Annotated in this window: 23 protein-coding genes and 2 tRNA genes; 10 read left to right on the top strand and 15 right to left on the bottom strand. The window is 67.6% G+C overall.

Annotated elements, in window-relative coordinates:
- Positions 1-73: 73 nt before the first annotated feature.
- From prmC to argS, 9 genes are all read right to left on the bottom strand, one after another.
- The gene (prmC, locus tag DMB37_RS27015) at positions 74-946 is read right to left on the bottom strand and encodes a peptide chain release factor N(5)-glutamine methyltransferase (RefSeq protein ID WP_135235069.1); all 873 of its coding nucleotides are present in this window, start codon (positions 944-946) and stop codon (positions 74-76) included.
- 31 nt (positions 947-977) lie between these two features.
- Entirely contained in the window at positions 978-2048 is a 1071-nt protein-coding gene (prfA, locus tag DMB37_RS27010; RefSeq protein WP_135235068.1) for a peptide chain release factor 1, read from the bottom strand.
- A gap of 90 nt (positions 2049-2138) precedes the next feature.
- The gene (rpmE, locus tag DMB37_RS27005; RefSeq protein ID WP_107654442.1) at positions 2139-2384 is read right to left on the bottom strand and encodes a 50S ribosomal protein L31; all 246 of its coding nucleotides are present in this window, start codon (positions 2382-2384) and stop codon (positions 2139-2141) included.
- A gap of 720 nt (positions 2385-3104) precedes the next feature.
- On the bottom strand, positions 3105-5279 hold the full coding sequence (gene rho / locus DMB37_RS27000) for a transcription termination factor Rho (RefSeq protein WP_135235067.1): 2175 nt from the start codon (positions 5277-5279) through the stop codon (positions 3105-3107).
- A gap of 287 nt (positions 5280-5566) precedes the next feature.
- Entirely contained in the window at positions 5567-6532 is a 966-nt protein-coding gene (gene thrB / locus DMB37_RS26995) for a homoserine kinase (protein ID WP_135235066.1), read from the bottom strand.
- A 49-nt stretch (positions 6533-6581) separates the two neighbouring features.
- Entirely contained in the window at positions 6582-7676 is a 1095-nt protein-coding gene (gene thrC / locus DMB37_RS26990; RefSeq protein ID WP_135235065.1) for a threonine synthase, read from the bottom strand.
- Positions 7673-9025, bottom strand: a complete 1353-nt coding sequence (locus DMB37_RS26985; protein WP_135235064.1) for a homoserine dehydrogenase — start codon at positions 9023-9025, stop codon at positions 7673-7675. The genes thrC and DMB37_RS26985 overlap by 4 nt, the downstream gene beginning before the upstream one ends.
- The gene (lysA, locus tag DMB37_RS26980) at positions 9022-10443 is read right to left on the bottom strand and encodes a diaminopimelate decarboxylase (RefSeq protein WP_135235063.1); all 1422 of its coding nucleotides are present in this window, start codon (positions 10441-10443) and stop codon (positions 9022-9024) included. Before lysA ends, DMB37_RS26985 begins: the two co-directional genes overlap by 4 nt.
- Before the next feature lie 126 nt (positions 10444-10569).
- The gene (gene argS / locus DMB37_RS26975; RefSeq protein WP_135235062.1) at positions 10570-12228 is read right to left on the bottom strand and encodes an arginine--tRNA ligase; all 1659 of its coding nucleotides are present in this window, start codon (positions 12226-12228) and stop codon (positions 10570-10572) included.
- 114 nt (positions 12229-12342) lie between these two features.
- Between argS and DMB37_RS26970 the strand changes: the two genes are divergently transcribed.
- From DMB37_RS26970 to DMB37_RS26960, 3 genes are all read left to right on the top strand, one after another.
- A complete protein-coding gene (locus DMB37_RS26970; protein WP_135235061.1) occupies positions 12343-13293 on the top strand; it encodes a DUF3105 domain-containing protein in 951 nt (316 codons plus the stop codon).
- Positions 13293-14003 (top strand): DUF305 domain-containing protein, encoded by a 711-nt coding sequence (locus tag DMB37_RS26965; RefSeq protein WP_135235060.1) that lies wholly within the window; start codon positions 13293-13295, stop codon positions 14001-14003. Before DMB37_RS26970 ends, DMB37_RS26965 begins: the two co-directional genes overlap by 1 nt.
- 96 nt (positions 14004-14099) lie before the next feature.
- Positions 14100-14172, top strand: a tRNA-Arg gene (locus tag DMB37_RS26960).
- A 57-nt stretch (positions 14173-14229) separates the two neighbouring features.
- On the opposite strand, the gene DMB37_RS26955 is transcribed toward DMB37_RS26960, so the two are convergent.
- The 3 genes from DMB37_RS26955 to DMB37_RS26945 form a co-directional block, all read right to left on the bottom strand.
- Positions 14230-15108 carry a hypothetical protein gene (locus DMB37_RS26955; protein WP_240771667.1) on the bottom strand — a complete coding sequence of 293 codons (879 nt, stop codon included), beginning with the start codon at positions 15106-15108 and terminating at the stop codon, positions 14230-14232.
- A gap of 129 nt (positions 15109-15237) precedes the next feature.
- Positions 15238-16050, bottom strand: coding sequence for a CPBP family intramembrane glutamic endopeptidase (locus tag DMB37_RS26950; RefSeq protein WP_240771666.1), 813 nt, complete (start codon positions 16048-16050; stop codon positions 15238-15240).
- 110 nt (positions 16051-16160) lie between these two features.
- A complete protein-coding gene (locus DMB37_RS26945; protein ID WP_135235059.1) occupies positions 16161-16532 on the bottom strand; it encodes a hypothetical protein in 372 nt (123 codons plus the stop codon).
- Positions 16533-16792: 260 nt separating this feature from the next.
- Here DMB37_RS26945 and DMB37_RS26940 point away from each other — a divergent pair, with 260 nt between their 5' ends.
- From DMB37_RS26940 to DMB37_RS26920, 5 genes are all read left to right on the top strand, one after another.
- Entirely contained in the window at positions 16793-17386 is a 594-nt protein-coding gene (locus DMB37_RS26940; protein ID WP_135235058.1) for a hypothetical protein, read from the top strand.
- Between the two features lie 195 nt (positions 17387-17581).
- Positions 17582-18940 carry a metallophosphoesterase gene (locus DMB37_RS26935; protein ID WP_135235057.1) on the top strand — a complete coding sequence of 453 codons (1359 nt, stop codon included), beginning with the start codon at positions 17582-17584 and terminating at the stop codon, positions 18938-18940.
- A gap of 119 nt (positions 18941-19059) precedes the next feature.
- Positions 19060-20079 carry an iron ABC transporter substrate-binding protein gene (locus DMB37_RS26930; protein ID WP_135235056.1) on the top strand — a complete coding sequence of 340 codons (1020 nt, stop codon included), beginning with the start codon at positions 19060-19062 and terminating at the stop codon, positions 20077-20079.
- A 2-nt stretch (positions 20080-20081) separates the two neighbouring features.
- Positions 20082-21635 carry an iron ABC transporter permease gene (locus DMB37_RS26925; RefSeq protein ID WP_135235055.1) on the top strand — a complete coding sequence of 518 codons (1554 nt, stop codon included), beginning with the start codon at positions 20082-20084 and terminating at the stop codon, positions 21633-21635.
- Complete coding sequence (locus DMB37_RS26920; RefSeq protein WP_135235054.1) at positions 21632-22693, top strand: ABC transporter ATP-binding protein; 1062 nt, start codon at positions 21632-21634, stop codon at positions 22691-22693. Before DMB37_RS26925 ends, DMB37_RS26920 begins: the two co-directional genes overlap by 4 nt.
- A gap of 19 nt (positions 22694-22712) precedes the next feature.
- On the opposite strand, the gene DMB37_RS26915 is transcribed toward DMB37_RS26920, so the two are convergent.
- Positions 22713-22787: transfer RNA gene (locus DMB37_RS26915), tRNA-Cys, on the bottom strand.
- A 254-nt stretch (positions 22788-23041) separates the two neighbouring features.
- Here DMB37_RS26915 and DMB37_RS26910 point away from each other — a divergent pair.
- Both DMB37_RS26910 and DMB37_RS26905 read left to right on the top strand, forming a co-directional pair.
- On the top strand, positions 23042-23593 hold the full coding sequence (locus DMB37_RS26910) for a MarR family winged helix-turn-helix transcriptional regulator (protein WP_135235053.1): 552 nt from the start codon (positions 23042-23044) through the stop codon (positions 23591-23593).
- Between the two features lie 126 nt (positions 23594-23719).
- Complete coding sequence (locus DMB37_RS26905) at positions 23720-24778, top strand: Hsp70 family protein (RefSeq protein ID WP_135235052.1); 1059 nt, start codon at positions 23720-23722, stop codon at positions 24776-24778.
- 53 nt (positions 24779-24831) lie between these two features.
- Here the strand turns inward: DMB37_RS26905 and DMB37_RS26900 are convergent, their stop codons facing one another.
- Both DMB37_RS26900 and DMB37_RS26895 read right to left on the bottom strand, forming a co-directional pair.
- Positions 24832-25659, bottom strand: a complete 828-nt coding sequence (locus tag DMB37_RS26900) for an enoyl-CoA hydratase (protein ID WP_305036211.1) — start codon at positions 25657-25659, stop codon at positions 24832-24834.
- A gap of 122 nt (positions 25660-25781) precedes the next feature.
- Positions 25782-25967, bottom strand: a complete 186-nt coding sequence (locus DMB37_RS26895) for a DUF6374 family protein (protein WP_135235051.1) — start codon at positions 25965-25967, stop codon at positions 25782-25784.
- Positions 25968-26017 lie beyond the last annotated feature (50 nt).

Genomic DNA, 26017 nt, shown 5'->3' with positions numbered 1-26017 from the left:
ATCCTGTCACGGCGTCCAGTAGGAGCCACCATCCGCTCCCCCGCCACTCCGCGACTTCAGGATTTGGACCGCGTCAGGTTCTGGTCGCGACGACGAAGCGCGGCTTTCCCGCGAGGTCCGGGTGTTCGACGATGTCGGTGAACTCACCTTGTTTGCCCAGTAGCGCGGCGAGGTCCGAGCCGTTGGAGTCGTCGTGCTCGATCGCGGTGGCGCCGCCGCTGCGCAGCAGACGCGTGATGGTGGGGATCATGCCGCGGATGACGTCCAGGCCATCGGGGCCACCGAAGAGGGCCAGGTGCGGATCATGGTCGGCGACTTCGGGATCCAGCGTCGCGCCGTCCGGAATGTAGGGCGGGTTCGCCACCACGAGGTCGACGCGGCCATCGAATTCGGTCAGCAGGTTCGGATCGGTGACGTCGTCGGCGTACAGGGTGATCGGGGTGTCGCCGTTGTCGAGGCACCGGTCGGCATTGCGGCGGGCCCAGTGCAGTGCGCCCGGATCGAGTTCCACCGCACGGACATCGGCGTCGGGGCGGGCATGCGCGATGGCCAGGGCCAGCGCGCCGGAGCCGGTGCACAGGTCGACGACGATCGGCGTGTGATCGTGCGGCAGTGCCTCGAGTTGTGCCAGCGCCCAGGCGAACAGCAGCTCCGTCTCCGGACGCGGCACGAAGACGCCGGGTCCGACCGCGAGATCGATCTCGCCCATCGCCACGGTTCCGGTCAAGTGCTGCAACGGAATTCGCTGGGCGCGCTGGTCGACCAGCGCGCGATACTCGGTCAGCTGGTCCGGCCCGATGAGCGGTGTCATCATCAGCCTGCTGCGCTCGACCCCGAGCACATGCGCGGCCAGGTGCTCGGCGTCGGCGCGCGGACTGGGCACCCCGGCCGCCTGCAGCATCTCGATGGCGTCGTTGACAGCGGGGCGCAGCGCTACACGGGTCATGGACATGTCCTCGACTCTGCCCGAAAGGCCTTTATTCTGCTGCCATTCGGGCTTCGCGATCCGCCTTGCCGAGCGCGTCGAGCAAGGCGTCCATGTCGCCGTCCAGCACGGCATCCAGGTTGTGTGCCTTGAAACCGATGCGGTGGTCGGCGATCCGGTTCTCCGGGAAGTTGTAGGTGCGGATGCGTTCGGAGCGGTCCACCGTGCGGATCTGGCTGGCCCGGCCGGCCGCCGCTTCCTGATCGGCCTGCTCCTCGGCCAGCGCCTGCAGCCGCGCGGCGAGCACCTGCATGGCGCGGGCCTTGTTCTGCAGCTGGGACCGTTCGTTCTGGCAGGTCACCACGATGCCGGAGGGCAGGTGGGTGATGCGGACGGCGGAGTCGGTGGTGTTGACGCCCTGGCCGCCCTTGCCCGAGGACCGGTACACGTCGATGCGCAGGTCGGTCTCGTCGATCTGCACCGCTTCCACCTCGTCCGGCTCCGGATAGATCAGGACACCCGCGGCCGAGGTATGGATCCGGCCCTGCGATTCGGTCACCGGGACGCGCTGCACCCGGTGCACGCCACCCTCGAACTTGAAGCGCGACCAGACACCGTCGCGCGCGGCGTCGCGGCTCTTGATCGACAGCGTCGCGTCCTTGTACCCACCCAGGTCGGACACGGTGACGCCGAGGATCTCGACCTTCCAGCCGTGCCGTTCGGCATAGCGGACGTACATGCGGGCCAGGTCGGCGGCGAACAGCGCCGATTCCTCGCCGCCCTCACCGGATTTCACCTCGAGCACCACATCGTCGCCGTCGTGCGGGTCGCGCGGCGCGAGCAGATCCGCGAGGGTCTGCTCCAGTTCGGCGACCTGGCGCTCCAGGTCGGGCACCTCGGCGGCGAAGGACGCGTCGTCGGCGGCGAGTTCCCGCGCGGCGGCGAGATCGTCGCGCGCGGACTTCAGCTTGGTGTAGGTGGCCATGATCGGCGCGAGCTCGGCGAATCGCTTACCGACCCGGCGGGCGGCGCCGGGATCGTCGTGCAGCGCCGGATCGGACAGCTGCGTCTCCAGCCCGGCGTGCTCGGCCAGAATGTCGTCGATCGCGGACGGTTGCGTCACGATGCTTCCTCTTTCTGATTTCCTTCGAAGGACGCCATACAAAACACCGACGCCCGGCCTGCTGAGCAGGACCGGGCGTCGGCGAGGAAGCTACTTGGCTGCGGCGTCGTCCGCGTCGGCCTTCTTGCCCGCACGCTTGCCGTAGCGAGCCTCGAAGCGGGCCACGCGGCCGCCGGTGTCGAGGATCTTCTGCTTGCCCGTGTAGAACGGGTGGCACTGCGAGCAGACCTCGACGTTGATGTGTCCGGACTCCTTGGTGCTGCGAGTCTGGAAGGTATTGCCGCAACCACAGACGACCGTGGTGTCGACATACGTCGGGTGGATTCCTGCCTTCATGGGTGTCCTCTCGATATTGGCCGCCGGGTCGCTCGCGCGGGAATCGCGGGAACGTGAACCGGAGCCGACTAGGCGGGAGGTCTGCTCGAAACAGAGCAGACGCAACGACCGTTCAGTATGCCAGAACAGTCCTTACGCTCCCAAAACGCCCCCGGCAAGTGGTTTGTTCCCACCCTAGGTACTCCCCCTGACGCCACCGCCCAAGGAAGTCCGGGCACGCGCTTTGCCCCTGTCTCAGGAAGCCTGAAGACGGGTAGTCGGCTACTCAGGAATGCGAACAGTTTCGTTCATAGAGTTTGAGACCTCAGCACAGGGCGCTCGTGACAGCGAACGTTCGAGGCCGCAGCAGCGCTCGCGGGAGCGGCGCTGAAGGCGTAAGGAGCGTGGACCAACGCTCGAAGCCGCACAGTGGCGTGCCGTGACCCGAAGGGAGAACTTGTGAGCATCCGAGTCGCGTCGGCGATTTTCGGTCTGTTGATTCTCGCTGTCGTGGTCGGCTGGTGTGCCGTTCCGGACACCACGATCACGACCGCACCGGGAATCGCCGTCTATTACGAGGCTCCGAACACCGCTCCGGAGGGGAGTGCGGTGGGCACCTCGGCGATCATTCTCGGTTTCATGATCAGCGGCGCGGCGATCATCGGTCTCATGTTCTTCTGCCCCCGTACGCCGAAAGGGCCCCGCAACAGCGAGGCCCTTTCGGCAGTACAACTGGCGAACCTACTCGTCCAGAGCGCCCGGCGCGGTCTTGCTGACCTGCATCAGGAACTCCAGGTTGTTCTTGGACTTCTTCAGGCGGTCGATCAGCAGATCGATCGCCTGGTGCGAGTCCAGGCCGGACAGTACGCGGCGCAGCTTGTGCAGCACCGCGGCCTCGTCCGGGTTGAGCAGTAGCTCGTCCTTACGAGTACCGGACGGGTTGACGTCCACCGCGGGGAACACGCGCCGTTCCGCGATCTTGCGGTCCAGCTTGAGCTCCGCGTTACCGGTGCCCTTGAATTCCTCGAAGATGACGGTGTCACCGGTCGAACCGGTCTCCACCATCGCGGTCGCGATAATGGTGAGCGAGCCACCGTTCTCGATATTGCGCGCCGCGCCGAGGAACCGCTTGGGCGGGTACAGCGCGGTGGAATCGACACCACCGGACAGGATTCGGCCCGAGGCGGGCGAAGAGTTGTTGTACGCGCGGCCCAATCGAGTGATCGAGTCGAGCAGCACCACAACGTCTTTGCCCATCTCCACCAGTCGCTTGGCCCGCTCGATGGCGAGCTCGGCGACCGAGGTGTGGTCTGACGGCGGCCGGTCGAAGGTGGAGGCGATGACCTCACCCTTCACCGAACGCTGCATGTCGGTGACCTCTTCCGGACGCTCGTCGACCAGCACGACCATGAGGTAGACCTCGGGGTTGTTGATGGCGATGGCGTTGGCGATGTCCTGCATGATCGTCGTCTTACCGGCCTTCGGCGGCGAGACGATCAGGGCGCGCTGGCCCTTACCGATCGGCATGATCAGGTCGATGACGCGAGTGGTCAGCTTGTTGGGCTGAGTTTCCAGCCGCAGCCGCTGATTCGGGTACAGCGGGGTGAGCTTGCTGAACTCGGGGCGCCGCTTGGCCGCCTCTACCTCACCACCGTTGACCGTGTCCAGCCGCACCAGCGGATCGAACTTCTGGCGCTGGTTGCTCTGCTCGCCGTCGCGCGGGGCCCGCACCGCACCGGTGATCGCGTCACCGCGGCGCAGGCCGTTCTTGCGGACCAGGTTCATCGAGACGTAGACGTCGTTCGGGCCGGCCAGGTAGCCGGAGGTCCGGACGAAGGCGTAGTTGTCCAGCACGTCGAGGATGCCCGCGACCGGCTGCAACACGTCGTCTTCGCGGATCTCGAGCTCGCGTGCCTCGCCGCCACCGGTGCCCGGCTCGCGGTCACGACCACGACGCCGCTCACGGAATCGGCGTCCCCGCCTGCCGCGACCGCCTTCTTCGTCGTCGTCGTTGTTGTTGCGCGCGTTGTTGCGGTCGTTGTTCCGGCCGCCGGCGTTGCCGCCGTTGCCGTTCTGGTTGTTGCGCTCACCGGACTGGCCGCGCTCACCCTGACCACGCTCACCGGACTGGCCGCGCTCACCCTGACCACGCTCGCCCGACTGGCCGCGCTCGCCCTGATTACGCTCGCCCGACTGACCGCGCTCCTGATTGCGCTCACCGGACTGGTTGCGCTCGCCCTGATTGCGCTCACCGGACTGGTTGCGCTCACGGCGCCGCTCGCCATGTTCGGCATCCTGCTTCGGCTCGTCACCACGCGCATCGGCCGTCGCGGTCTCGCCGCCGCCGGATCGCGCCTGGTCACGGCCGCGCCGCTGCCGACCACGACCACGCTGACCAGCCTCGCGGCCGGAATCCTCGGTGGACTCGGCCGTGCTGGACGCGGGGGCCTCGGCCGGAGCCGAGTCCGCGGGAGCGGATTCCTTGACCGGGGAAGTTGCCTCGGCGACCGGAGTTTCCTTCGCCGGGGCGGTCGCCACGTCGAGGGTGCCCTGCTCTGCCCGGGCGGACGCAGGCCGACTGGCCGGCGCTTCCGAATTATCGGGTGTATCGGCCTTGGCGGAAACCGCGGACTTGGCCTGTCCCCCTTCGGGCTTTTCACCCTTTACCGGTTTTCCGGCCTGATTTTCCTTGATGGCGGCGATCAAATCGCCTTTGCGCATTCCGGAGGTGCCTCGGATACCGAGCTCCCCCGCGAGCGCGCGCAACTGCGGCAACAACATTCCAGTCAGCCCCGATCGTGCGACGTCGGTTTGTTCGCTCATCTTCGAAATCTGTCCGGAGTCACTTTCGCGGTCCCCCGGAGATGTTGGGTTGGATTCCACCCCGGGTGTCGCGAGCAGGTCCGTATCTGTCACGGAAATCCTTTCCTTCCCCCGATTGCCGTGTGCTGTTTCGAGGGTTCGTCCCGCAGTCCGGGCATTCTGCCGGACTCGGATGCGTCCGTCCGCTTCGCCACCGGTGGTGTGAGGTGGGAGAGATCATTCCAGTTGCGCAGCTACGCAGCACCCCCATGGCCTGGAGGCTCGAGCCTGGAGCCTGCTGGAGCGATTGCCCTGATGAAGCACCGGCGTCTGATGCGCACGATGTACGGACTCGCTCAGGATAGCTGCCCATTGGGAATCTCGGCAAGCCAGACGCGCCGTCAGTCGATCAGGACTCCATCGGCCAGTCCTGGTTCGACCACGCGCAACCCGTCGATCGCCGCGAGTTCACGGAGTTCGGCAGGGAATTCGCTGGTACCGAGGGCAAGTACGGTCGGACCGGCCCCCGAGACGGTGGCCGCGATACCCGCCGCCCGCAGCCGGGAAATCCAGCTGGTGGTCAGCGGGAGCGCGGGTGCGCGCTGAGCCTGGTGCAACCGATCAGCGGTCGCGGGCATCAGCAGGTCGGGCCGTTGGGTCAGGGCGACCACCGCCAGCGCGGCCCGGCTGACGTTGAACGCGGCGTCGCCGTGCGGCACCACCTCGGGCAGCAAACCCCTGGTGTGCGCGGTGGAGGAGCGTTCCTCCGGAATGAGCACGATCGGCCGCAGCGACGGGTGCGCGTCCAGCCGCACCGCCCGGTAGACCCGGCCGTGGTGCTCGGCTACCGGCACCCCGTCCCGGCCGATGTCGGCGGCGCGATCGGTCTCGGTCCAGGACACCACGATGCCGCCGAGCACGCTGGCCGCCGCGTTGTCCGGATGACCTTCGAATTCCGCTGCCAGCTGCACCAATTGGTCGGCGGAGGTGGCCAGGGCCGGATCGAACTTCGCCGCGATGGCGCACCCCGCGGCCAGCCCGCCGACCACGGCCGAGGCCGAGGAGCCGAGCCCGCGCGAATGCGGAATCACGTTGCGGCACACGACCTCGAGGCCGTCCGCCCAGACACCCGCCGACTCGAGTCCGCGCTCGATCGCGCGCACCACGAGATGCGAAGGGCCCCAGGGGACATCGTCGGCGCCCTCACCCTCGACCCGGATGTTGAGCCCGGAATCGGTAGTGCGCACGTCGATCTCGTCGTAGATCCCCAATGCCATGCCGAGCGAATCGAACCCGGGACCGAGGTTCGCGCTGGACGCGGGCACCCGCGCGGTCACCGAAAGACCGGCGGGCAGCGTGCGATTCATGCTGGCGGTCCGTGGCCGCACCGACACTTGGCCGTCGCGCGAATCCAACTCAGGCCAGCTCTAGTTCGGCGGCGACCGCGACCGGGTCGACCGGAATCGCCTGGACCTGCGGCATTCCCAGCAGCGCGGTGTCCGGGTCCTTGAGTCCGTTGCCGGTGACGGTGCACACGACGGTCAGGCCGGAGTCCAGCCAGCCCTCCTTGTGCGCGGCGAGCAGGCCTGCGACGCTGGCCGCCGACGCGGGCTCGACGAACACGCCCTCGGTCGCCGCGATCAGGCGGTAGGCCTCCAGGATCTCGTCGTCGGTGGCGGCGCGGAAGGCGCCACCGGACTCCTCCTTGGCCGCCATCGCACCGTTCCAGGATGCGGGCGCGCCGATCCGGATGGCCGTCGCGATGGTCTCCGGGTTGCTCACCGGGGCGCCGTTGACCAGCGGCGCGGCCCCTGCGGCCTGCACGCCGAGCATGCGCGGCAGCTGGGTGGTGATGCCGTCGGCGTAGTACTCGCGGTAGCCGCGCCAGTACGCGGTGATATTGCCCGCGTTGCCCACCGGCAGCGCGTGCACGTCGGGCGCCTTGCCGAGCACGTCGCAGATCTCGAACGACGCGGTCTTCTGCCCCTCGATGCGGGCCGGGTTCACCGAATTCACCAGGCCGATGCTCGGGAAGTCCGAGGTGACCTTGCGCGCCAGCTCCAGGCAGTCGTCGAAGTTGCCGTCCACCTGAATGATCTTGGCGCCCAGCATGACCGCCTGCGCCAGCTTGCCCATGGCGATCTTGCCCTGCGGGATCAGCACGGCACAGGTCATGCCGGCGCGAGTCGCGTAGGCCGCGGCGGATGCCGAGGTGTTGCCGGTGGAGGCGCACAGCACCGCCCGCTGGCCCTGGTACTTGGCGTCGGTGATCGCCACGGTCATGCCGCGGTCCTTGAACGAGCCGGTCGGGTTCAGCCCCTCGACCTTGAGATATACCTCACATCCGGTCAATTCGGACAGATGCGGTGCGGGCACCAGCGGCGTACCGCCCTCGTACAGGGTGACCGGCTCCCACTCGGCCGCACCCGCGATCCGATCGCGGTAGGCCGCGATCAGACCCGGCCAGCGGGAGTGCACTCCTGCTTGCGGCGCCACGCCAGTCGTACTCATTCTTCGGTGCCTTCCAATCTCAGAACGCTGGTAATCGAGGTGACGGAGTCCATTTCCGCCAAAGCGGCAACGGTGTCCGCGAGCGCTGATTCCACGGCGTGGTGGGTAACCACGACCAAGCGAGCACCCGTGCCGTGCCCCTCTTGGCGGACGGTCGAGATGCTCACCCCGTGCTTGGCGAATTCACCCGCCACCGCGGCCAGGACCCCGGGGCGGTCCGCTACCTGCAGGTTCACGTGGTAGCGGGTGGGTGTATCGCCGATCGGCGCGATCGGTAGCTCAGCATAAACCGATTCGCCCGGAGCGCGACCACCGTAGAACTTGTTGCGCGCGGCCATCACCAGATCGCCGAGCACCGCGGAGGCGGTCGGTGCGCCACCGGCGCCCTGTCCGTAGAACATCAGCCTGCCCGCGTTCTCCGCCTCGACGACGACCGCGTTGAAGGCGCCGCTCACGGCGGCCAACGGGTGCTTGCGCGGCACGAGCGCCGGGTAGACGCGCACCGAGACGCGCTCCTTGCCGCCCTCGGCCACGGTCGGCTCGCCCGGTCCCGCGGCGACCCGCTCGCAGATGGCGAGCAACTTGACCGTGCAGTTCAGCGCGGACGCGGTCTCCAGATCCTCCGCGCTGATCTTGGAGATGCCCTCGCGGAAGACGTCGGCGGCGGTCACCCTGGTGTGGAACGCGAGCGAGGCCAGGATGGCGGCCTTGGCGGCGGCGTCGTAGCCCTCCACGTCGGCGGTCGGGTCGGCCTCCGCGTAACCGAGGCGGGTGGCCTCTTTCAGGGTGACCTCGTAGTCGGCGCCGGTCTCGTCCATCGCGGAGAGGATGAAGTTGGTGGTGCCGTTGACGATGCCGACGACCCGGTTGACGCGGTCACCGGCCAGCGACTGGATCAGCGGGCGGACCACCGGGATGGCACCCGCGACCGCGGCCTCGAAGTAGAGATCGGCGCGGTTGCGTTCGGCGGCCGCGGCGAGTTCGCCGGTGTAGTCGGCCAGCAGCGCCTTGTTCGCGGTCACCACGGATTTGCCCGCGTTCAGCGCGGCCAGGATGAGCCGCCGCGGCGGGTCGATGCCGCCGATCACCTCGACCACGATGTCGACGTCGTCGCGGGCGACCAACGCGTCGGCGTCGGTGGTCAGCAGGTGTGCGGGCAGGCCGCGGTCGTTGTCCGGATTGCGGACGGCGACGCCGCGCAGCACCACCGGCGCACCGACGCGCGAGCGCAGGTCTTCGGAGTGATCACGCAGAATCCGCACGACCTCGGTGCCGACATTGCCCATGCCGAGGACCGCGACGCCGATCGGCTGATCTCTCCCCCAAGTGTTCTGAGCGAGACTAGTCATGAATCAACCTCCAAGCTGAGCAGGTCCGCCACCGTTTCCCGGCGCAGAATGAGTCGCGGTTGTCCGTCACGCACCGCGACGACCGCAGGGCGGGTCAGCTGGTTGTATCGGCTGGACATCGAGTAGCAGTACGCGCCGGTCGCGGCGACGGCGACCAGATCGCCGGGGCCGACATCGGCGGGCATCCAGGTATCGCGGATGACGATATCGCCACTCTCGCAATGCTTTCCGACGACGCGCGCGACCACGGGCGCGGCCTCGGAGGAGCGGGAGACCAGGCGGCAGTCGTAGTCGGCCTGGTACAGCGCCGGGCGGATGTTGTCGCTCATGCCGCCGTCGACGCTGATGTAGCGCCTGCGCAGGCCGCCGTCGAGCGAGACATCCTTGATGGTGCCGACCTCGTACAGGGTGACCGTGCCGGGCCCGGCGATGGCGCGACCGGGCTCCACCGCGATCTTCGGTTGCGGCAGGCCGATGGCCGCCGCCTCGGCGGCGACCAGGTCGAGCACCTTCGCGGCGAAATCGTCCAGCGGCGGCGGATCATCGCTCGGCAAGTACGAAATACCAAGCCCGCCACCGAGATCCAGCGTCGAGATCTGCGAGGTGCGGTCGACGCCGAACTTCTCCACGGCGTCGTGCAGCAACCGCAGCATGCGGCGCGCGGCGATCTCGAAGCCGTCGATCTCGAAGATCTGCGAACCGATGTGGCTGTGCAGGCCGACCAGGCGCAGGTTGTCCGCGTCGAAGACGCGAGCGAGCGCCTCCATGGCGTCGCCGCCGGCGATCGAGAAGCCGAACTTCTGATCCTCGTGCGCGGTCGAAATGTATTCGTGCGTATGGGCTTCCACGCCGACGGTGACGCGGACCAGCACGTCCTGCACCACCCCGGCACGACCCGCGATGGCTTCGAGACGTTCGATCTCGATCAGCGAATCGACCACCACGTGGCCGACGCCGGCGGCCACCGCCGCCTCGAGTTCGGTCGCGGATTTGTTGTTGCCGTGCAAGGCAATTCGCTCAGCGGGGAAGCCTGCGTGCAGGGCTACCGCGAGCTCGCCACCGGAGCACACATCCAGCGACAGACCCTCGTCGCGGATCCAGCGGGCGATCTCGCCGCACAGGAAAGCCTTGGACGCGTAGTGAACTCGCGCGTTGCTGCCGAACGCGCGCACCATGTCGCGGCAGCGCGAACGGAAGTCATCCTCGTCGACCACGAACAGCGGGGTGCCGAATTCGGCGGCCAGCTCGTGCACCGGCACACCGGCCAGCCGCACCACGCCGTCGTCGTCGCGGGCGGCGTTGCGCGGCCAGACGTTCGCGGGCAGATCGATCATCTGCTGCGGATCGCGGGGGCGCTCCGCCAGATTGGGGGCGTGCGGGATCTCGGCATGGCGAGGCCCGGCGGGGTGCGCACTCATGACTCCACCTCGCTGACGCTCGGCTCCGTCACGAGTGCACAGGCAGCTGCGTATTCGGTTCGCTCGCTACGCTCGCTCATGATAGGTCTTCCCTCCTGGCGCTCGTCTGAAAGTCCTTGTGCCCGTTCACATGCGCTCCGGTGCGCTGACGCCGAGCAGGGCGAGGCCGTTCGCGAGGACCTGACGGGTCGCGTTGACCAGCACCAGCCGGGCGGCGTTGGTGGGGCTGACGGGCTCGTCCCCCAGGGGCAGCACGCGCAGGTTCTTGTTGGTCTGGAAGCGGTGGTAGGTACCGGCCAGCTCCTCCAGGTACCGCGCGACCCGATGCGGCTCACGCAGGCTCGCGGCGCTGGTCACCACGCGCGGGTACTCGCCGAGGGTGCGGATGAGTTCGCCCTCTTCGTCCGAGGTCAGCAACGCGAGATCCGGCGTCACCTTGTCGTATTCGAACTCGGCGGCATTGCGCGCGATCGACGCGGTCCGCGCGTGCGCGTATTGCACGTAGTAGACCGGGTTCTCGCTGCTCTGACTGGTCCACAGGTCCAGGTCGATGTCGATGCTGGAGTTCACCGAGGAGCGCACCAGCGAGTACCGACCGGCATCGACACCGATCGCCTCGACCAGATCCTCCAGCGTGACCACGGTGCCCGCGCGCTTGCTCATTTTCAGGGCGACACCGTTTTTGAGCAGATTCACCATCTGCCCGATCAACACCTCGACGGTCGCCGGATCTTCGCCGGATACCGAGGCGATCGCCTTCAACCGACCGATATAGCCGTGATGGTCGGCACCGAGCATGTAAATGCAGAGATCGAAACCGCGGGCCCGCTTGTTCTGGAAGTAGGCGATATCGCCTGCGACATAAGCGGGCTTACCGTCGCTCTTGATGACAACGCGATCCTGATCGTCGCCGTATTCGGAACTGGCGATCCACCAGGCGCCGTCTTTTTCATAAAGATCGCCGGATTCGGTCAGCTTCGCCACGGCCTGCTCGACCGCGCCCGACTCGAACAGCGAGCTCTCGTTGAAGAAGACATCGAAGTCGGTGCCGAAATCGTGCAGCGACTGACGAATCTGCGCGAACATCAGCTCGACGCCCTCGGCGCGGAACAGTTCCTGCCGCTCGTCCTCCGGCAGCGACAGCGCCTCCGGGTGCGCGGCCACGATCGTGCTCGCGATCTCGCCGATGTAGGCGCCCGCGTAGCCGTCGTCCGGGGTCGGCGCACCGCTGGCCGCCGCGACCAGCGACCTGGCGAACCGCTCGATCTGCGCGCCGTGGTCGTTGAAGTAGTACTCGCGCACCACCTCGGCACCCTGGGTGGCCAGAATTCGGCCGAGCGCGTCGCCGACCGCGGCCCACCGGGTGCCACCGAGGTGCACCGGACCGGTCGGGTTGGCCGAGACGAACTCCAGGTTGATCCGGCTGCCCTTCAGCAGCTCCGAGCTGCCGTACGCGGTCCCGGCGGCGAGCACCTGCTCGATGATCGCGCCCTGCGCGGACGCGGCGAGCCGGATGTTCAGGAAGCCGGGGCCGGCGACCTCGGCGGAGGCCACCTCATCGGTGGAGCTCAGCGCGTCGGCGAGCCAGATCGCCAGATCTCGCGGATTCGTCCCTGCCTTTTTCGCGACCTTCATCGCCACATTCGTGGCATAGTCACCGTGTTCAGGGTTGCGGGGGCGCTCGACAGTGACCTCGTCGGGGAGTACCGCGGGGTCCAGTCCGCGTTCGACAAGCACCTTCGCCGCAGTAGCGCGAAGGAGATCTGCAAGGTCAGCTGGAGTCACGAGTCTCTATCCTATGGTCTTGGCGGGTGTACACCTCGAGTGGGCACTGCGCCGGAACCGTCCGCAACCCACAGCAGCCCGCGGATCCATCACGTCGAGAGAGCACAACGAGCGATGCCGAGCAGTCCCAGCGCCAAATCGGCCAAAGCCGCCGCCAAGTTGTCCGGCTCCCGTAAAGGGGGCGGCCGAGGACAACTTCCCAAGAAGAATCGTCAGATTCCCTGGTTGGCCATCGGCGCGGCCGTAGTCATCATCGCACTGATCGGTGCGCTCGCCTACAGCCTGGTACCCAAGTACCAGGAGAAGGCCAGCCTGGAGAAGTTCACACCCAGCGCGGAGCGCAAAGACCCCTCGGACTCGATCGAGGGCGTGGTCAAGAAGGAATACCCGGCGGGGCTGCACATCGGCCCCAACCAGCGGGTCGCCTATGACCAGAGCCCCGCGTTCGGCGGACCGCACGACGCCTCCTGGGCCACCTGCACCGGCGTCGTCTACGACAAGCCGATCCGGATGGAGAACGCGGTGCACTCGCTCGAGCACGGTGCGGTGTGGATCACCTACAACCCGGACAAGGTCGACGCCGCCGGTCTGGACTCGCTGAAGAGCAAGGTGCAGGGCAAGCCGTACTCGATGATGTCGCCGTATCCCGGTTTGGACACCCCGGTGTCGCTGCAGTCGTGGGGGCATCAGCTCAAGCTGGACAGCGCGCAGGACAAGCGCGTCGGCCAGTTCATCACGGCACTGCGCCTGAACAACTACACCTACCCGGAGGTCGGCGCGGACTGCTCGACCATCGCGTTCGACACCGACAACCCGCCGCCGTTCGACCCGACGCCGCCCGGACCGGACGCGGTGCCGATGGATGGCAAGGGCTTGCAGCCGGACCCGTCGGAGATGCCCGGCGGGTTGCCGGGCGTGCCCGGCGTTCCCGGACTGCCGGGTCTGCCCGGCGCGCCGGTGCCCGGAGCGCCGCGCCCGGTGCCGGGTCAGCCCGCGCCGGGTCAGCCCGCGCCGGGTCAACCTGCGCCGGGTCAGCCTGCTCCCGCGCCGGGGGCCGGGCGCTAGTGGCCGCCGATGTCGAGCCGGACTCCACCGAGTCCGGCCTCGGTGCGCAGGTCCGTCGCCAGCGCACCGCACTGCTCGTCCTCGGCCTGATCGGGGCCATCCTGATCGGTGTCGCCCTCGGCACCTTGATTCGACTGCCGCTCGACGGCTCGTCCGAACCGGACCCCGGCACCGTCGACGTCGGCTTCAACCAGGACATGTCGGCCCACCACGCACAGGCCGTCGAGATGGCCGGCGTCGTGCTGGTCCGCTCCACCGACACCGACGTGCGCCGCCTCGCCTACGACATCATGACCACCCAGCAGAACCAGGTCGGTCGCATGCAGGGCTGGCTCCAGCTGTGGGGCGAACCCGCGCAGAGCATCGACGGCTACATGGGCTGGATGCACGAGCAGCCGACCGGCCACGGACACAACGGCACCACCGAGACCGCGACCGGCCCCATGCCCACCATGCCAGGCATGGCCACCCCCGCCGACCTCGCCGCACTCCGCCAAGCCACCGGCCCCGAGCTCGACACCCTCTTCCTGCAACTCATGCTGCGCCACCACCAGGGCGGGCTGCCGATGATCCAGTACGCCGCCGAGCACGCCGAAACCACTGCCGTGCGCACCCTCGCCGAGACCATGGACAAAACCCAGCGCGGCGAAGCCCAACTCATCACCACCATGCTCACCGCCCGCGGCGCCACTCCGCTCCCGCAAAGCTGACCCGCCCCCGAACACCCTTTTTGGCCAACCGCACCCGATGCGATACGCTTTCCCCGCCCGATCGACGGCTCCCCGCCACCGATCGAAAGCTATCCCGCCCTCGTAGCTCAGGGGATAGAGCGTCTGCCTCCGGAGCAGAAGGCCGCAGGTTCGAATCCTGCCGAGGGCACCGCAGGAAAAGGCCCCGACCAGTGCGAATCTGGTCGGGGCCTTTCTCGTTCGCAGATTAGTCCAGTTTCTTGATTGCGCAGCGCCGCCGGACCCATCCTTGGGCGATGTCGGCCAGGTTCCACCACGAAACATGCTGAAGATCTTGCGATTCGAGATGCCATGCCGCGTTCAGTCGGTCGAAGAATGCGGCGTCGCCAGTCTTGCCGCCCTCGGGTTCCCCGATGAAGACCAGCCGCTCCCCGCCCGCTTCCTCGAACGCGCGCAGTGCCTCGGACGCCATCGGACTGCCCCAGCCCGGAGGCCAGCAGAGGAACAGAACGCATTCCGGCAGTGTCTCCGCAGCGAACGCCGCCAAGTCACCGACGTCGTGCCACACATCCATCTGCCCGGCGGCTCCAGGAAATGACACGTTCCCGACCTGGTCCGGCGGCTCGGAATCGAAAGCCGCCACGTCAACACCCGCCTGCGCCAGCTGCCACGCCCAATAGCCACGACCGGCACCCAGCTCTAATAACCTGCGCCCTTGGGCGAACCGTTCGATCCATTGCAGTGTCTCCGGAGACGGGACGGCGTAGGCGTATGTCTCCTGCAAGATTGTCTGTGCATAGCCGAGACGCGCGCTTCCGTTCGTTCGTCCACCGTTGACCCTGCGGCACCCGTTGTCCTCAGCCACCGACGGGCCGACGATGTCCCAATACGGGTTACCCGTTGGCGATTCACCGCCCGTCAGGTAATGCACAAGCCGCAGATCGAACGCGGAGTCAGCGCCCACGTCTCCGGTACCCGACAATCGCGGAGCCGTATCCAAGTAGTCCGCCACCTTCGGATACTCCGCGCGTAGCCGCTGCTCGTCTTCCAGGAGGGCCGCCAGCTCGGTGCGCCGTTCAGCCGTGAGCACAAGGCCAGTCATGCAGCTGATTCTCGCGTGCACCATGCACTTCCACGAGCTGTTGCGAATTCCGCCATCGCGGGTAGAGCAGGAACCCGCCGACAGCTAGCCCGCTGCGAGCCGGCGTTGTTGTTGCGCAGCTCCGGGATTCGACGCCGCTGGAGGGTTCGGCGATCAGCTCTGCCGCTGCTGCCGCGCATACAGCCACAGCAGTAGTGCCGTGCTGGTGAACGGAATGACACCGAATGCCAAGCTGATGACTGCCATGTCGGGGTCGTCAAGGTCTATGTAGTCCCATTTGCCGGCGAGGAACTGTGTGGTCACTTGGAATGTGGTGTGAAATCCTATGCAGGCCCATAGGTTTCCGGTGGTGGCGCGCAGTGCGCCCTGCACAGCGGAGAATGCGAAGAAGAACAGGGCTCGGTCGAGGGAGCCTGCCGCGCCGATCAAAACTCCCCATGCGGTGAACAGTGCCGCTTGTCCGAGGACGGTGGCGGCGGTGGGCCAGCGTTCGCGGAGGTTGGCGAAGAAGTATCCGCGGAAGATGAGTTCCTCGGGAAAAGCCTCGTACAGCAGTACCAGTGCAAGCAGCGCGAGGATCGCCAACAGGGTCTGCGGTACCGGCGCACGCACGGTGAGTTCGGCCCAGCCGAGCCAGATCATCACGGCCGCGGACACAAAAGCGGGAATACCCCAGCATGCGGCACCGAAAAGGAAAGCGCGCCAACCGCGTCCGATCGACGACAATCCCAGCCCGGACCACGGCCGGCGATCGAGGAACCGGCGCGCCGCATAGATCAACGGCACCGTACCCAGCGTCGCACCGACCGCAGCCGCCACATGACGGCCCCGGCTGTACTCCGCGCCGAACACCATGTCCGCCCCGCGATACAGCACCAGCCACCAGACCGTCACCGCGACGAAAACTACGATCGACCTGACCACCAACGCAGGCCGACCGTCCTCGGAGCTCGCGAAAAACGCCACGCCACGACCGTATCCCGCACTTCAGGCGGTGCACATCCTACGAAATGGTGACGCCCGAACTCGCGATTCCAGTACCACTGCGGACACGCGGTAAAGCCGTCGTGCGTCGTTCAGGCGCAGCTGAATTGAAAGGCGGCGGTCTGCGTAGCGTCCGGAATAACGTCCACCTTGACCGAGGTCGTGCTCTTCGGTTCGCAGCCGGAAACCGAGGTGAACTGGGCCAGGTAGCAACCGGGTGCGAGGTTGGTGGCGGCGGTGCCGTCGGGGCCGGTGGTCAGGGCGGTGAGGATCGGGCCTGCGGCGCAGGTGGTGACGCCGATTCGAACGCCCGCGACAGCGGCCGGTTCAGCACCGGTGGTCGCGGCCTGCACCCGCAACACGCCCTGCCCGGCAGGCGCCGGGTCGGCTCCGGCGATTCCCGCACCCTGCGCGATCGCCAGCAAACCCACGCCGAAAACGGACATGCCGATCAATCTGCGCATTCGAATCTCCCTCTGCACGAACAAATATGGGCGGTCATCCGCACCCGGCAAATATAAGTCCGCAGACCGCCCGCCCGGTACCAGGACACGCAACGCCCCCTCGACCTTCGGCACTGCTCGGATCCGGAGGGCATTTCGCACGCCACGAACGACATGCCGAGACAACGGCCGATGCCACGGTCAGCGCACCTTTTCACGCGACCGGGCACACGCTTGCCGTAACCTCGAGGAAGCCGAAGGGGGCTGACGGAGGCGAGACGATGACTTATCCGCCGGGCGGGCAACCGCCGCAGGAACCGCAGTATCCGCAGCAGCCCGAGGAGCCCACCTCCTATCCGCCACCGCCGGGTGACCCACAGGCCGGATATGCACCGCCTGCCGGCACTCAGCCGTCACGGAGGAGCAAGATCGGCCTGATCGTCGGCCTGGTGGCGGTGGTACTGCTCGCACTCGGCGGCGCGGTGGTACTCGGCGCCGTGCTGACAGCGCAGGGCAAGGGCCCGCTCGCCTCCGATGACAAGCGGATCGAGGTGGCCATCCACGACTTCTACGACACGCTGGAGTCCGAAGGCTTCCGGGCCGCCGCGGCCAAGGCGTGCGCGGATGACCGGGCCGAGTTCGACACGCTGCCCGAGGAGCAGAAGCAGCAGTTCGAGTCGGCGACGGTCGCGGTGACCATCGATAAGATCGAAGACATCGCGATCGACGGTGCGGCCGCGACCGCGCACATCCTCGGCACACTCACCCTGGAGGTGCCGGGTCATGCTCCCGACACCGACACCAGCACCACCGAACACCTGAAGAAGGAAGACGGTAAGTGGAAGGTCTGCTCCGCGAGCTCGCCCAAGAATTGACGCCGCGCCGGCGCCGATGAGTGACACGACCGAGCGCGCGTATGACGAAACCGCATGCCCGCGAGGCAGAGTCATGAGCGAGACGTCACGTGCCACATCCATGACGGAATCGAGCACCAGCCGGATGGCGTCATGAGCAAGCGGACCGCACGCACATCGTGCTGCGGACCATCCAGGCGAACCGTGCTGGGCGCCATGGGTCTTGCCACCCTGCTGCCCTTCGCGCGCCCGAGTACAGTTCGCGCCCAACCACATCCGCTGATCGCCACCGACCTGGAGGTCGTCACGATCACCGACCGATCGGTGATCATCACCTGGACTACGGTGGCGCCCGATGCCGCCGGACGGCTGACACCGGTGGATGCCGACGCGGAAGTTCTGCTGGCCCCGGCCGATTCGGCCCGTGCCCCGATTCCGGTGCACGCCGACCCGCAGCCGACACCGTTCCACTACGCCGAAATCGACGGCCTCGAACCCGGCCGCACCTACCGCTTCGAGGCGTGGTCCAACGGCGTACGCGCGATTCCGGCGCTCTCGCTGACCACCCTCAGCCCGGGAACCCCCGAATCCACCGGCCAATTCACCACATTGGTGCCGCCGCCGGGCCGCCCACTGCAAACCCTCGCCCTCGCCAACGACGTGCACTACGGCGAGCAGGTCAGTGGCCTGCTGGTCGCCAACGTGCCGCCCGGCGTCCGCCAGGACATTCCGCCGTACCCGGAGGTGATGCTGGGTGCCCTGCTCGACGATCTGCGCCGCCCCGACCGCGGCGCCGAGCGACTACTGATCGCGGGCGACCTCACCAATGAGGCGTCGCTGAACGACGCGACCGCCGTGCGTGCCCATCTCGACACCTGGGGTGCGCTCGGTACCGACTACTTCGTCGTGCGCGGCAACCACGATCGCCCCCACGTCGGCCCGGACTACGCGATTTGCCAGCCCGCGCCCGCCGACCACCACGACTGCTGGGCCGAGGCGTTCACCCCCCGCCAGCAGCTGATCGAGCACGTGACCGGCGGCCTGCGCCTGCTCGGCCTGGACACCAGCGAACTCGACGGCTCCGGCGGCACCATCGACCGACCACAATTCGACCTGCTCGCCGAGCGACTGCGCGCCGACCCCGACCGCCCCACCCTGGTCTTCGGCCACCACCCGGTCACCGCCGAATCGGGCTTCACCAATCTCGCGGGACCTGGATTCGTGCTCAACGGCCGCGACGGCGCCGAACTCCAAGCCCTGTACACCCGCTCCCCCGGCGTTTTCCTGCACCACAGCGGACATACCCACCGAAATCGCCGCACCCGCCCCGATGCCGCCTGCGCCGTGGAATTCCTGGAAGTGGCCGCGGTGAAGGAATATCCGGGCGGTTACAGCCTGCTCCGCCTGTACGAGGGCGGTTACATGCTCAACTTCTACAAAACCCGGACCGACGCGGCCCGGCGCTGGAGCGCGACCACCAGGTCCGAATACTTCGGCCTGCTCCCGGATTACACGCTCGGCACCACCGCCGACCGTAATCACGTTGTCCTGCGGGATTTCTCGGGCCTGCGCTGACCGGCTGGAAATTCCGGAAACGCCGCTGCCGGACCGATATCATCCGCGCACGTCGGACGCGGTATGTTGCTTAGGTAAGCCTCATCAACATGAGGAATTCCAGCGGAAGGACCGAACCGATGCCTGTCGGATGGAAAACGATCTCCGGAGTACTGGCCGTCACGGTAGCGGCGCTCGGCCTACAGGCATGCTCGAATTCATCGGATGACACGCAAGAGATCACCGTTTACAACGCACAGCACGAATCGCTGACCAAGGAATGGGTGGCCGCGTTCACCAAAGAGACCGGTATCAAGGTCACGCTCCGGCAGGGCGGTGACACGGCACTGGGCAACCAACTCGTCGCCGAAGGCGCCGCCTCACCCGCCGACGTATTCCTCACTGAGAATTCCCCCGCCATGGCACTGGTCGAGAACGCGGGCCTGTTCGCCGATGTGGACAAGCCGACGCTGGATCAGGTGCCCGCGCAGTTCCGCCCGTCCACCGGCAAGTGGACCGGAGTCGCCGCGCGCTCAACGGTTTTCGTCTACAACAAGGACAAGGTGGCGGCCGACCAGCTGCCCGCCTCACTGCTCGACCTCGCGCAGCCGCAGTGGAAGGGCCGCTGGGGCGCGGGCGTCTCGGGCGCCGACTTCCAGGCCATCGTGGCCGCCCTGCTCGCGCTGAAGGGTGAGGACGCGACCCGCGCCTGGCTGAAGGGCATGAAGGAGAACGCGACGCCGTTCCCGAACAACGTGGCCACCATGAAGGCGGTCGACGCGGGCAGCCCGGACGGCGGCGTGATCTACCACTACTACTGGTACCGCGATCAGGCCAAGACCAAGGAGAGCAGCAGCCACACCGCGCTGCACTACTTCAAGAAGCAGGACCCGGGCGCCTTCGTCAGCATCTCCGGTGGTGGCGTGCTGAAGTCGAGCAAGAAGCAGGAGTCGGCGCAGAAGTTCCTGGCGTTCATCACCGGTAAGGCGGGCCAGGAGGTGCTGCGCGACGGCGATTCGATGGAGTACCCGGTGGCAAGTGGTGTGGCCGCCAATCCGGCGCTGCCGCCGCTGGCCGACCTGCAGGCGCCCCCGGTCGATCCGTCCGAGCTGGACGCCAAGAAGGTCACCGCGCTGATGACCGAGGCGGGCCTGCTCTAGCCGTGGCCGTCCGGACCGCTGTCGCCTCGTCCCGGGTCGGTCGACCCGGACCGTTCGTCACGACCGTCGCCCTGCTGCTGGTGGCGGCGACGTTCGTGCCGTTGGGCTACATCGTGTCCGAGATCTTCGCCACCGGACCGAGCCAGGCCGCGGACCTGGTATTCCGCCCCAGAGTCGGTCAGCTGCTGCGTAATACGGTCGGCTTGGTGGTGTGCACCGTGCCGATCTGCGTGGTGCTCGGGGTCGGCCTCGCCTGGGTGGTCGAACGCACCGACGTGCCCGGAAAGGCATGGTGGGGGCCGATATTCGCGGCTCCACTGGCGGTTCCCGCGTTCGTGAACAGCTACGCCTGGGTCAGCGCCTTCCCCACCATGCACGGTCTCTCGGCCGGGGTGGTCATCGCCACCATGTCGTACTTCCCGCTGGTGTACCTGCCCGCGGCGGCCACGCTGCGCCGCCTCGATCCCGCGGTGGAGGAATCCGCGCGGGCGCTCGGGTCCGGGCCGGTAGCGGTGTTCGCGCGAATCGTGTTGCCGCAGCTGCGGTTGGCCATTCTCGGCGGCGCACTGCTCATCGCCTTGCACCTGCTCGCCGAGTACGGCGCGTTCGTCATGGTCCGCTTCGACACCTTCACCACCGCGATCTTCGAGCAGTACCAGTCCAGCTTCGCCGGCCCCGCGGGCAGCATGCTCGCGGGTGTACTGGTGCTCTGCTGCCTGGTGCTGCTGGCAAGCGAGGCGGCGGTGCGTGGCCGCAGCCGCTACGCCAGGATCGGCAGCGGCGCACCGCGCGCAGCCGCCCGAATCCGCCTGGGCGCGAGCACGATTCCGGTGCTGGCCGCGCTCGCCGTGGTGACCGCCGGTGCGCTCGGCGTTCCGCTGTGGACCATCGGGCGCTGGCTGCGCATCGGTGGCGCGCAAGTATGGGACTTCACCGAGCTCGGCGAGGCGCTCGGCCAGACCGTCGCGCTGGCCGCGGTGGCCGCGCTGCTCACCACACTGTGCGCCTTCCCGGTCGCCTGGATCGCGGTGCGCTCCACCTCGGTGTTCGCCCGAATGGTGGAGGGCGCCAACTACATCACCAGTTCACTGCCCGGCATCGTCATCGCGCTGGCCATGGTGACGGTAACCATCCGCTGGGCTCCCCCGCTCTACCAGACGGCGACCATGGTGGTCGCCGCGTACGTGCTGCTGTTCCTGCCCCGCGCACTGGTGAGCGTGCGGGCCGGGCTCGCGCAGGTGCCGATCGGGCTGGAAGAGGTGTCCCGGTCGCTCGGCAAGTCCGGTCCGGTCACCTTCGCCCGAATCACCTTGCGGCTCACCGCCCCCGCCGCGGCCGCCGCAGGCGCGCTGGTCTTCGTCGCCGTCGCGACCGAGCTGACCGCGACACTGCTGCTGGCGCCCAACGGAACTCGCACGCTGGCCATGCGATTCTGGTCGCTGTCCGGGGAATTGGATTACGCGGCCGCCGCGCCCTACGCCCTGATCATGATCATCGCGGCGGTGCCGGTGACCTATCTGCTGTTCACGCAATCGCGGAAGGCGGCCGGAATATGAGTGAGCTCGTCGTTGCCGAGGTGTCGAAGACGTTCGGCCACCATCGGGTGCTCGGTGGGATCACCCTCGAGGTGCCGGACCGGACCTCGACCGCGGTGGTCGGCTCCTCCGGCTGCGGCAAGACCACGCTGCTGCGGGTGATCGCCGGGTTCGAGGCACCGGACGCCGGGTCGGTCGCGATCGGCTCGGAAACCGTTGCCCGCGATCGGTTCTCGGTGCCGCCCCAGCGGCGCAACATCGGGTATGTCGCGCAGGACGGCGCGCTGTTCCCGCATCTGACCGTCGGCCAGAACATCGCGTACGGACTGCGCGGCGGATTCTACGGACGGCGCAACGGCAAACACCGCGTCGACGAACTGCTCGACATGGTCTCGCTGGATCCGTCCTACGCCGAGCGCCGCCCGCACCAGCTCTCCGGCGGACAGCAGCAACGCGTCGCCCTCGCTCGAGCTCTGGCCCGCAAGCCCGACGTGATGCTGCTGGACGAGCCGTTCAGCGCACTCGATGCCGGTCTGCGCGCGACCACCAGGCAGGCCGTCGCCGACACCCTGCGCGCGGCGGGCATGACCAGCATCCTGGTCACCCACGATCAGGAGGAGGCGCTGTGCTTCGCCGAGCAGGTGGCGGTGATGCGCGACGGCCGGTTCACCCAGGTCGGCGCGCCGGAAGAGGTCTACGCCGCGCCGAAGGACCTGTTCACCGCGCGTTTCCTCGGTGACTGCGTGCTGCTCGACGCGGTGGTGGACGGCGACGTGGCGACGTGCGTGCTCGGCCGGATTCCCGTACAGAATGGCGCGCCGACCGGACAGGCCACCATCATGGTTCGCCCGGAACAGCTTGTCGCCCATGAAGTTTCGGCAGGCGAGCCGGACAGCGGAGTGGTGCGCGATGTCGAGTTCCGTGGTGCAGACGTGATGCTCACCATCGCACTGGACGGCCGCAGTGACGCGGTACGGGTGCGCCGGGCCAGTGTGGCGGCGCCTGCCGCGGGCCGGCGCGTACGGCTCGAGGTGCTCGGTTCGGCTGTGGCGTATGCCGAACCGAGCGTTGCCGCCTGAGGCGACCCTCGAACCCCGATGGAGCGAGCGGCGGGAATTGAACCCGCGTAAACGGCTTTGCAGACCGTTGCCTCAACCACTCAGCCACGCCCGCCTCACGATTGATAGTGCCGTGCGCGGACTTCCGGCCACACCGTTGCGCTCAGCCTGATTCGAAGCACCGCGCCTGATTCAAAGCGCGTGCCTGATTCAAAGCTGCGGGCTTGGTTCAAAGCACGGGCCTGACGCCGAACACCGGACTCGGTTCAAAACCACTGGGCCAGCTCATGCCACTGGGCTCGATTCGCAGCACCGGCCTCGATTCCGAGCATGCGGCCCGATTCCGAGCACGCATGGAATGATCGGACCATGTCTCGGCCACGCCCGCTTCCGCTCGACCCGATCGAGGAGGCCCATCGCCAGTGGGTCGACCACGGCTGGGGGGACGTGGCCGACGGCATGGCCGCGGTGACCTCGCTGGTACGCGCCCAGCAAATCGTGATGGCCCGAGTGGACGAGGCGCTGAAACCAACCGGTTTGACCTTCTCCCGGTACGAACTGCTCATGCTGCTGAGCTTCAGCAAGACCGGCGCGCTGCCGATGGCCAAGGCCAGCGCCCGGCTGCAGGTGCACCCGACCAGCGTGACCAACACGGTGGACCGGCTCGAGGCGGCGAAGCTGGTCGAGCGGGTGCCGCACCCCACCGACCGGCGCGCGACCTTGATCGAGATCACCGCCGCCGGAAGGGAATTGGTCGCGCAGGCGACCGAGGAACTGAATACGAAGGTCTTCGCGCTGCCCGGTCTCGCACCGGACCGGCTGCACACGCTGCTGCAGTTGCTGGCGGAATTCCGACACGCCGCAGGCGACTTCGACACCGGCGGCGAGCAAGCCCGCTGGTCCACGGCCCAGCCCGAATGAGACAGACGTACTGGACGGTTCAATACACCCCCTGAACGACCACGGGGTAACGGTCCGGCATCCAACTAGCGAATTTCCCGCCCCGTCGTCTTGGCAGCGGGCGCAAAAGGGTTCACCATGTAAATCATGGTGCTGGTCTTGGGGGTATCGGCGGGCGCTGGTGGCGCGCGCGCGATGCTGACACACTCCGATCAGCCGCACCTCCCGCCGATCGACCGCTGCGAGGTGCCCCGACGCGCCGGTGGCGGCGTCGAAGAACCCGTTTTCGAGGCCATCCGGCAGATGCGCGGCGCCGCCGACCGGCGCGACGAATTGATCACCGGAACCGCGGTGACCTGCCGCTGCACCCTGCATGCCGAGGCCATCCGGACCAGCGCGGGCCGCAATCGCCTCACCATCGTCGACGAACCGCTTGCCCAACTGCGCTACCTGCGCTTCACCGGCCAATTGCCGGACGAGGGCACCGTGCTGCTCTACGACCTGGGCACGTCCGGGCTGACCATCACGCACGCCGACTGCCGCAACGACACCATCCTGGCCGGTAAACGCAGCACGGTGCTCGGCGGCGACGGCTACGACGCGCTGCTGCGCTGGCAGCTCGCCCGCGGCGGCGTGCTCACCGACAAGCTCACCAGCCGCAGGCATCGGGAGGCGCTGAGCAGCGAGCGGGTGGTCACCGCGATCGACCCCATCTCCGGCGACCGCGAGGTGGTCACCCGCAGTGACCTGGCCGAATTGTGCGCGGCGAGCATCCGCCACTCGGCCTCGTTCGTGCGTCAGCTCATCGAGGAGAGCGGCGTGCAGCCCGACGCGATGGTGCTGCTCGGCGGCTGCACGCGCAGCCCGAGCATCCGCGAGGAGCTCGCGGAGCTGATCGACCTGCCGATCATCTACGACCCGGAACCCGACTACGTCTCGGCCCGCGGCGCGGTGTTGCTCGCCGCGGAGCGGCACAGCGGCGACGTGCGGATGCCACGCGTGCGGGCGGGTGCGGCACTGTCCGCGTCGCTGGCGCACGGCACGGTGGACCGCCGCAAGCTGATCGCCGCGGTCGCGGTGACCGCGGCGCTCGGCGCGACGATCGCGGGAATCCTTGCCATGGACAACTCTTCGGCCGAACCCACCCACGGTGTCCCGCCGACGCCGATGGACATCGTCGGACCGTCGTCGTCCAGCTTCGGCTAGAGCGCCGAATTCTCCCGGTTAAGTGGATAGCTATTCTGCCGGGCGAGCACGGATCAGCGGTTGGTGAACTTCGCGGGACGCTTCTCGACGAAGGCGGTCATGCCTTCTTTCTGATCGTCGATGGCGAAGAGCGAGTGGAACACTCGTCGTTCGAAGCGCAGGCCCTCGGCGAGGGTGGTCTCGAAGGAACGGTTGACCGACTCCTTCGCGATCATGGTGACCGGCAAGGACATCGAGGCGATCGTCTCGGCGACCTCGAGTGCGGTGTCGAGCAGGTCGGCGGCGGGCACGATGCGCGATACCAGGCCGGCGCGCTCGGCCTCCTCCGCGTCCATATTGCGACCGGTGAGCACCAGATCCATCGCCTTGGCCTTGCCGACCGCGCGGGTGAGCCGCTGCGAGCCGCCGATGCCGGGGATGACGCCGAGCTTGATCTCCGGCTGCCCGAACTTCGCGGTGTCCGCCGCGATCAGGATGTCGCAGATCATGGCGAGCTCGCAGCCGCCGCCGAGGGCGTACCCGGCCACCGCGGCGATGGTCGGCTTGCGGAACTGGGCGAGCCGGTCCCAGCGCGCGAAGTAGTCGTTGAGGAACATGTCCATATACGACTTCGGCTGCATCTCCTTGATGTCGGCGCCGGCCGCGAACGCGCGCTCGGACCCGGTGATGACCACGGCCCCGACCTCGTCGTCGCGCTCCAGTTCGTCCAGTGCGGCGATGACATCATCGAGGACCTGGGCATTGAGTGCGTTGAGCGCCTTCGGGCGGTTCAGCGTGATCCAGCCGACCCGGCCTTTACGCTCCAGCAGAATCGTCTCGAACTCGGGCCCGCCCGTCGCCCGGCCGCCGCCCCCCATCGAATCGCTACGCGATGCATCCATTTTCAGGCACCTTCTAGGTCGGGGTGGTCAGGAATATCGGTGACGATACAGGAAAGGGGCATTACACCCTTTCGGCAACGTCCCGGTGGCGCTTTAAAGTTGTTGCACTACAACATGATTGACTATCCGGGCCCATCCCGGTCGCTCGTCAGTTCCTGAAAAACGCGCAGCCCCTCGGCGATCTTCCCGGCCGCGTGCTCGAGCTGCTCGGGCGGCAGGTACTTGCCGAACGCGGCCGCGTCGAGCAGCTGGTCACGGACCTGTTCGAGGTTCATCCTGGCCCAGTCCTGGCGGGAAAGTGGAGACACGGCCCGAACAATACCTCGAGTCGAACGCATGTTCGAGACGTGTCAACATT

The organism is Nocardia sp. CS682 (assembly GCF_004634405.1).
GTDB lineage: Bacteria > Actinomycetota > Actinomycetes > Mycobacteriales > Mycobacteriaceae > Nocardia > Nocardia ninae.
This window is presented reverse-complemented; position numbering and strand designations above follow the sequence as displayed.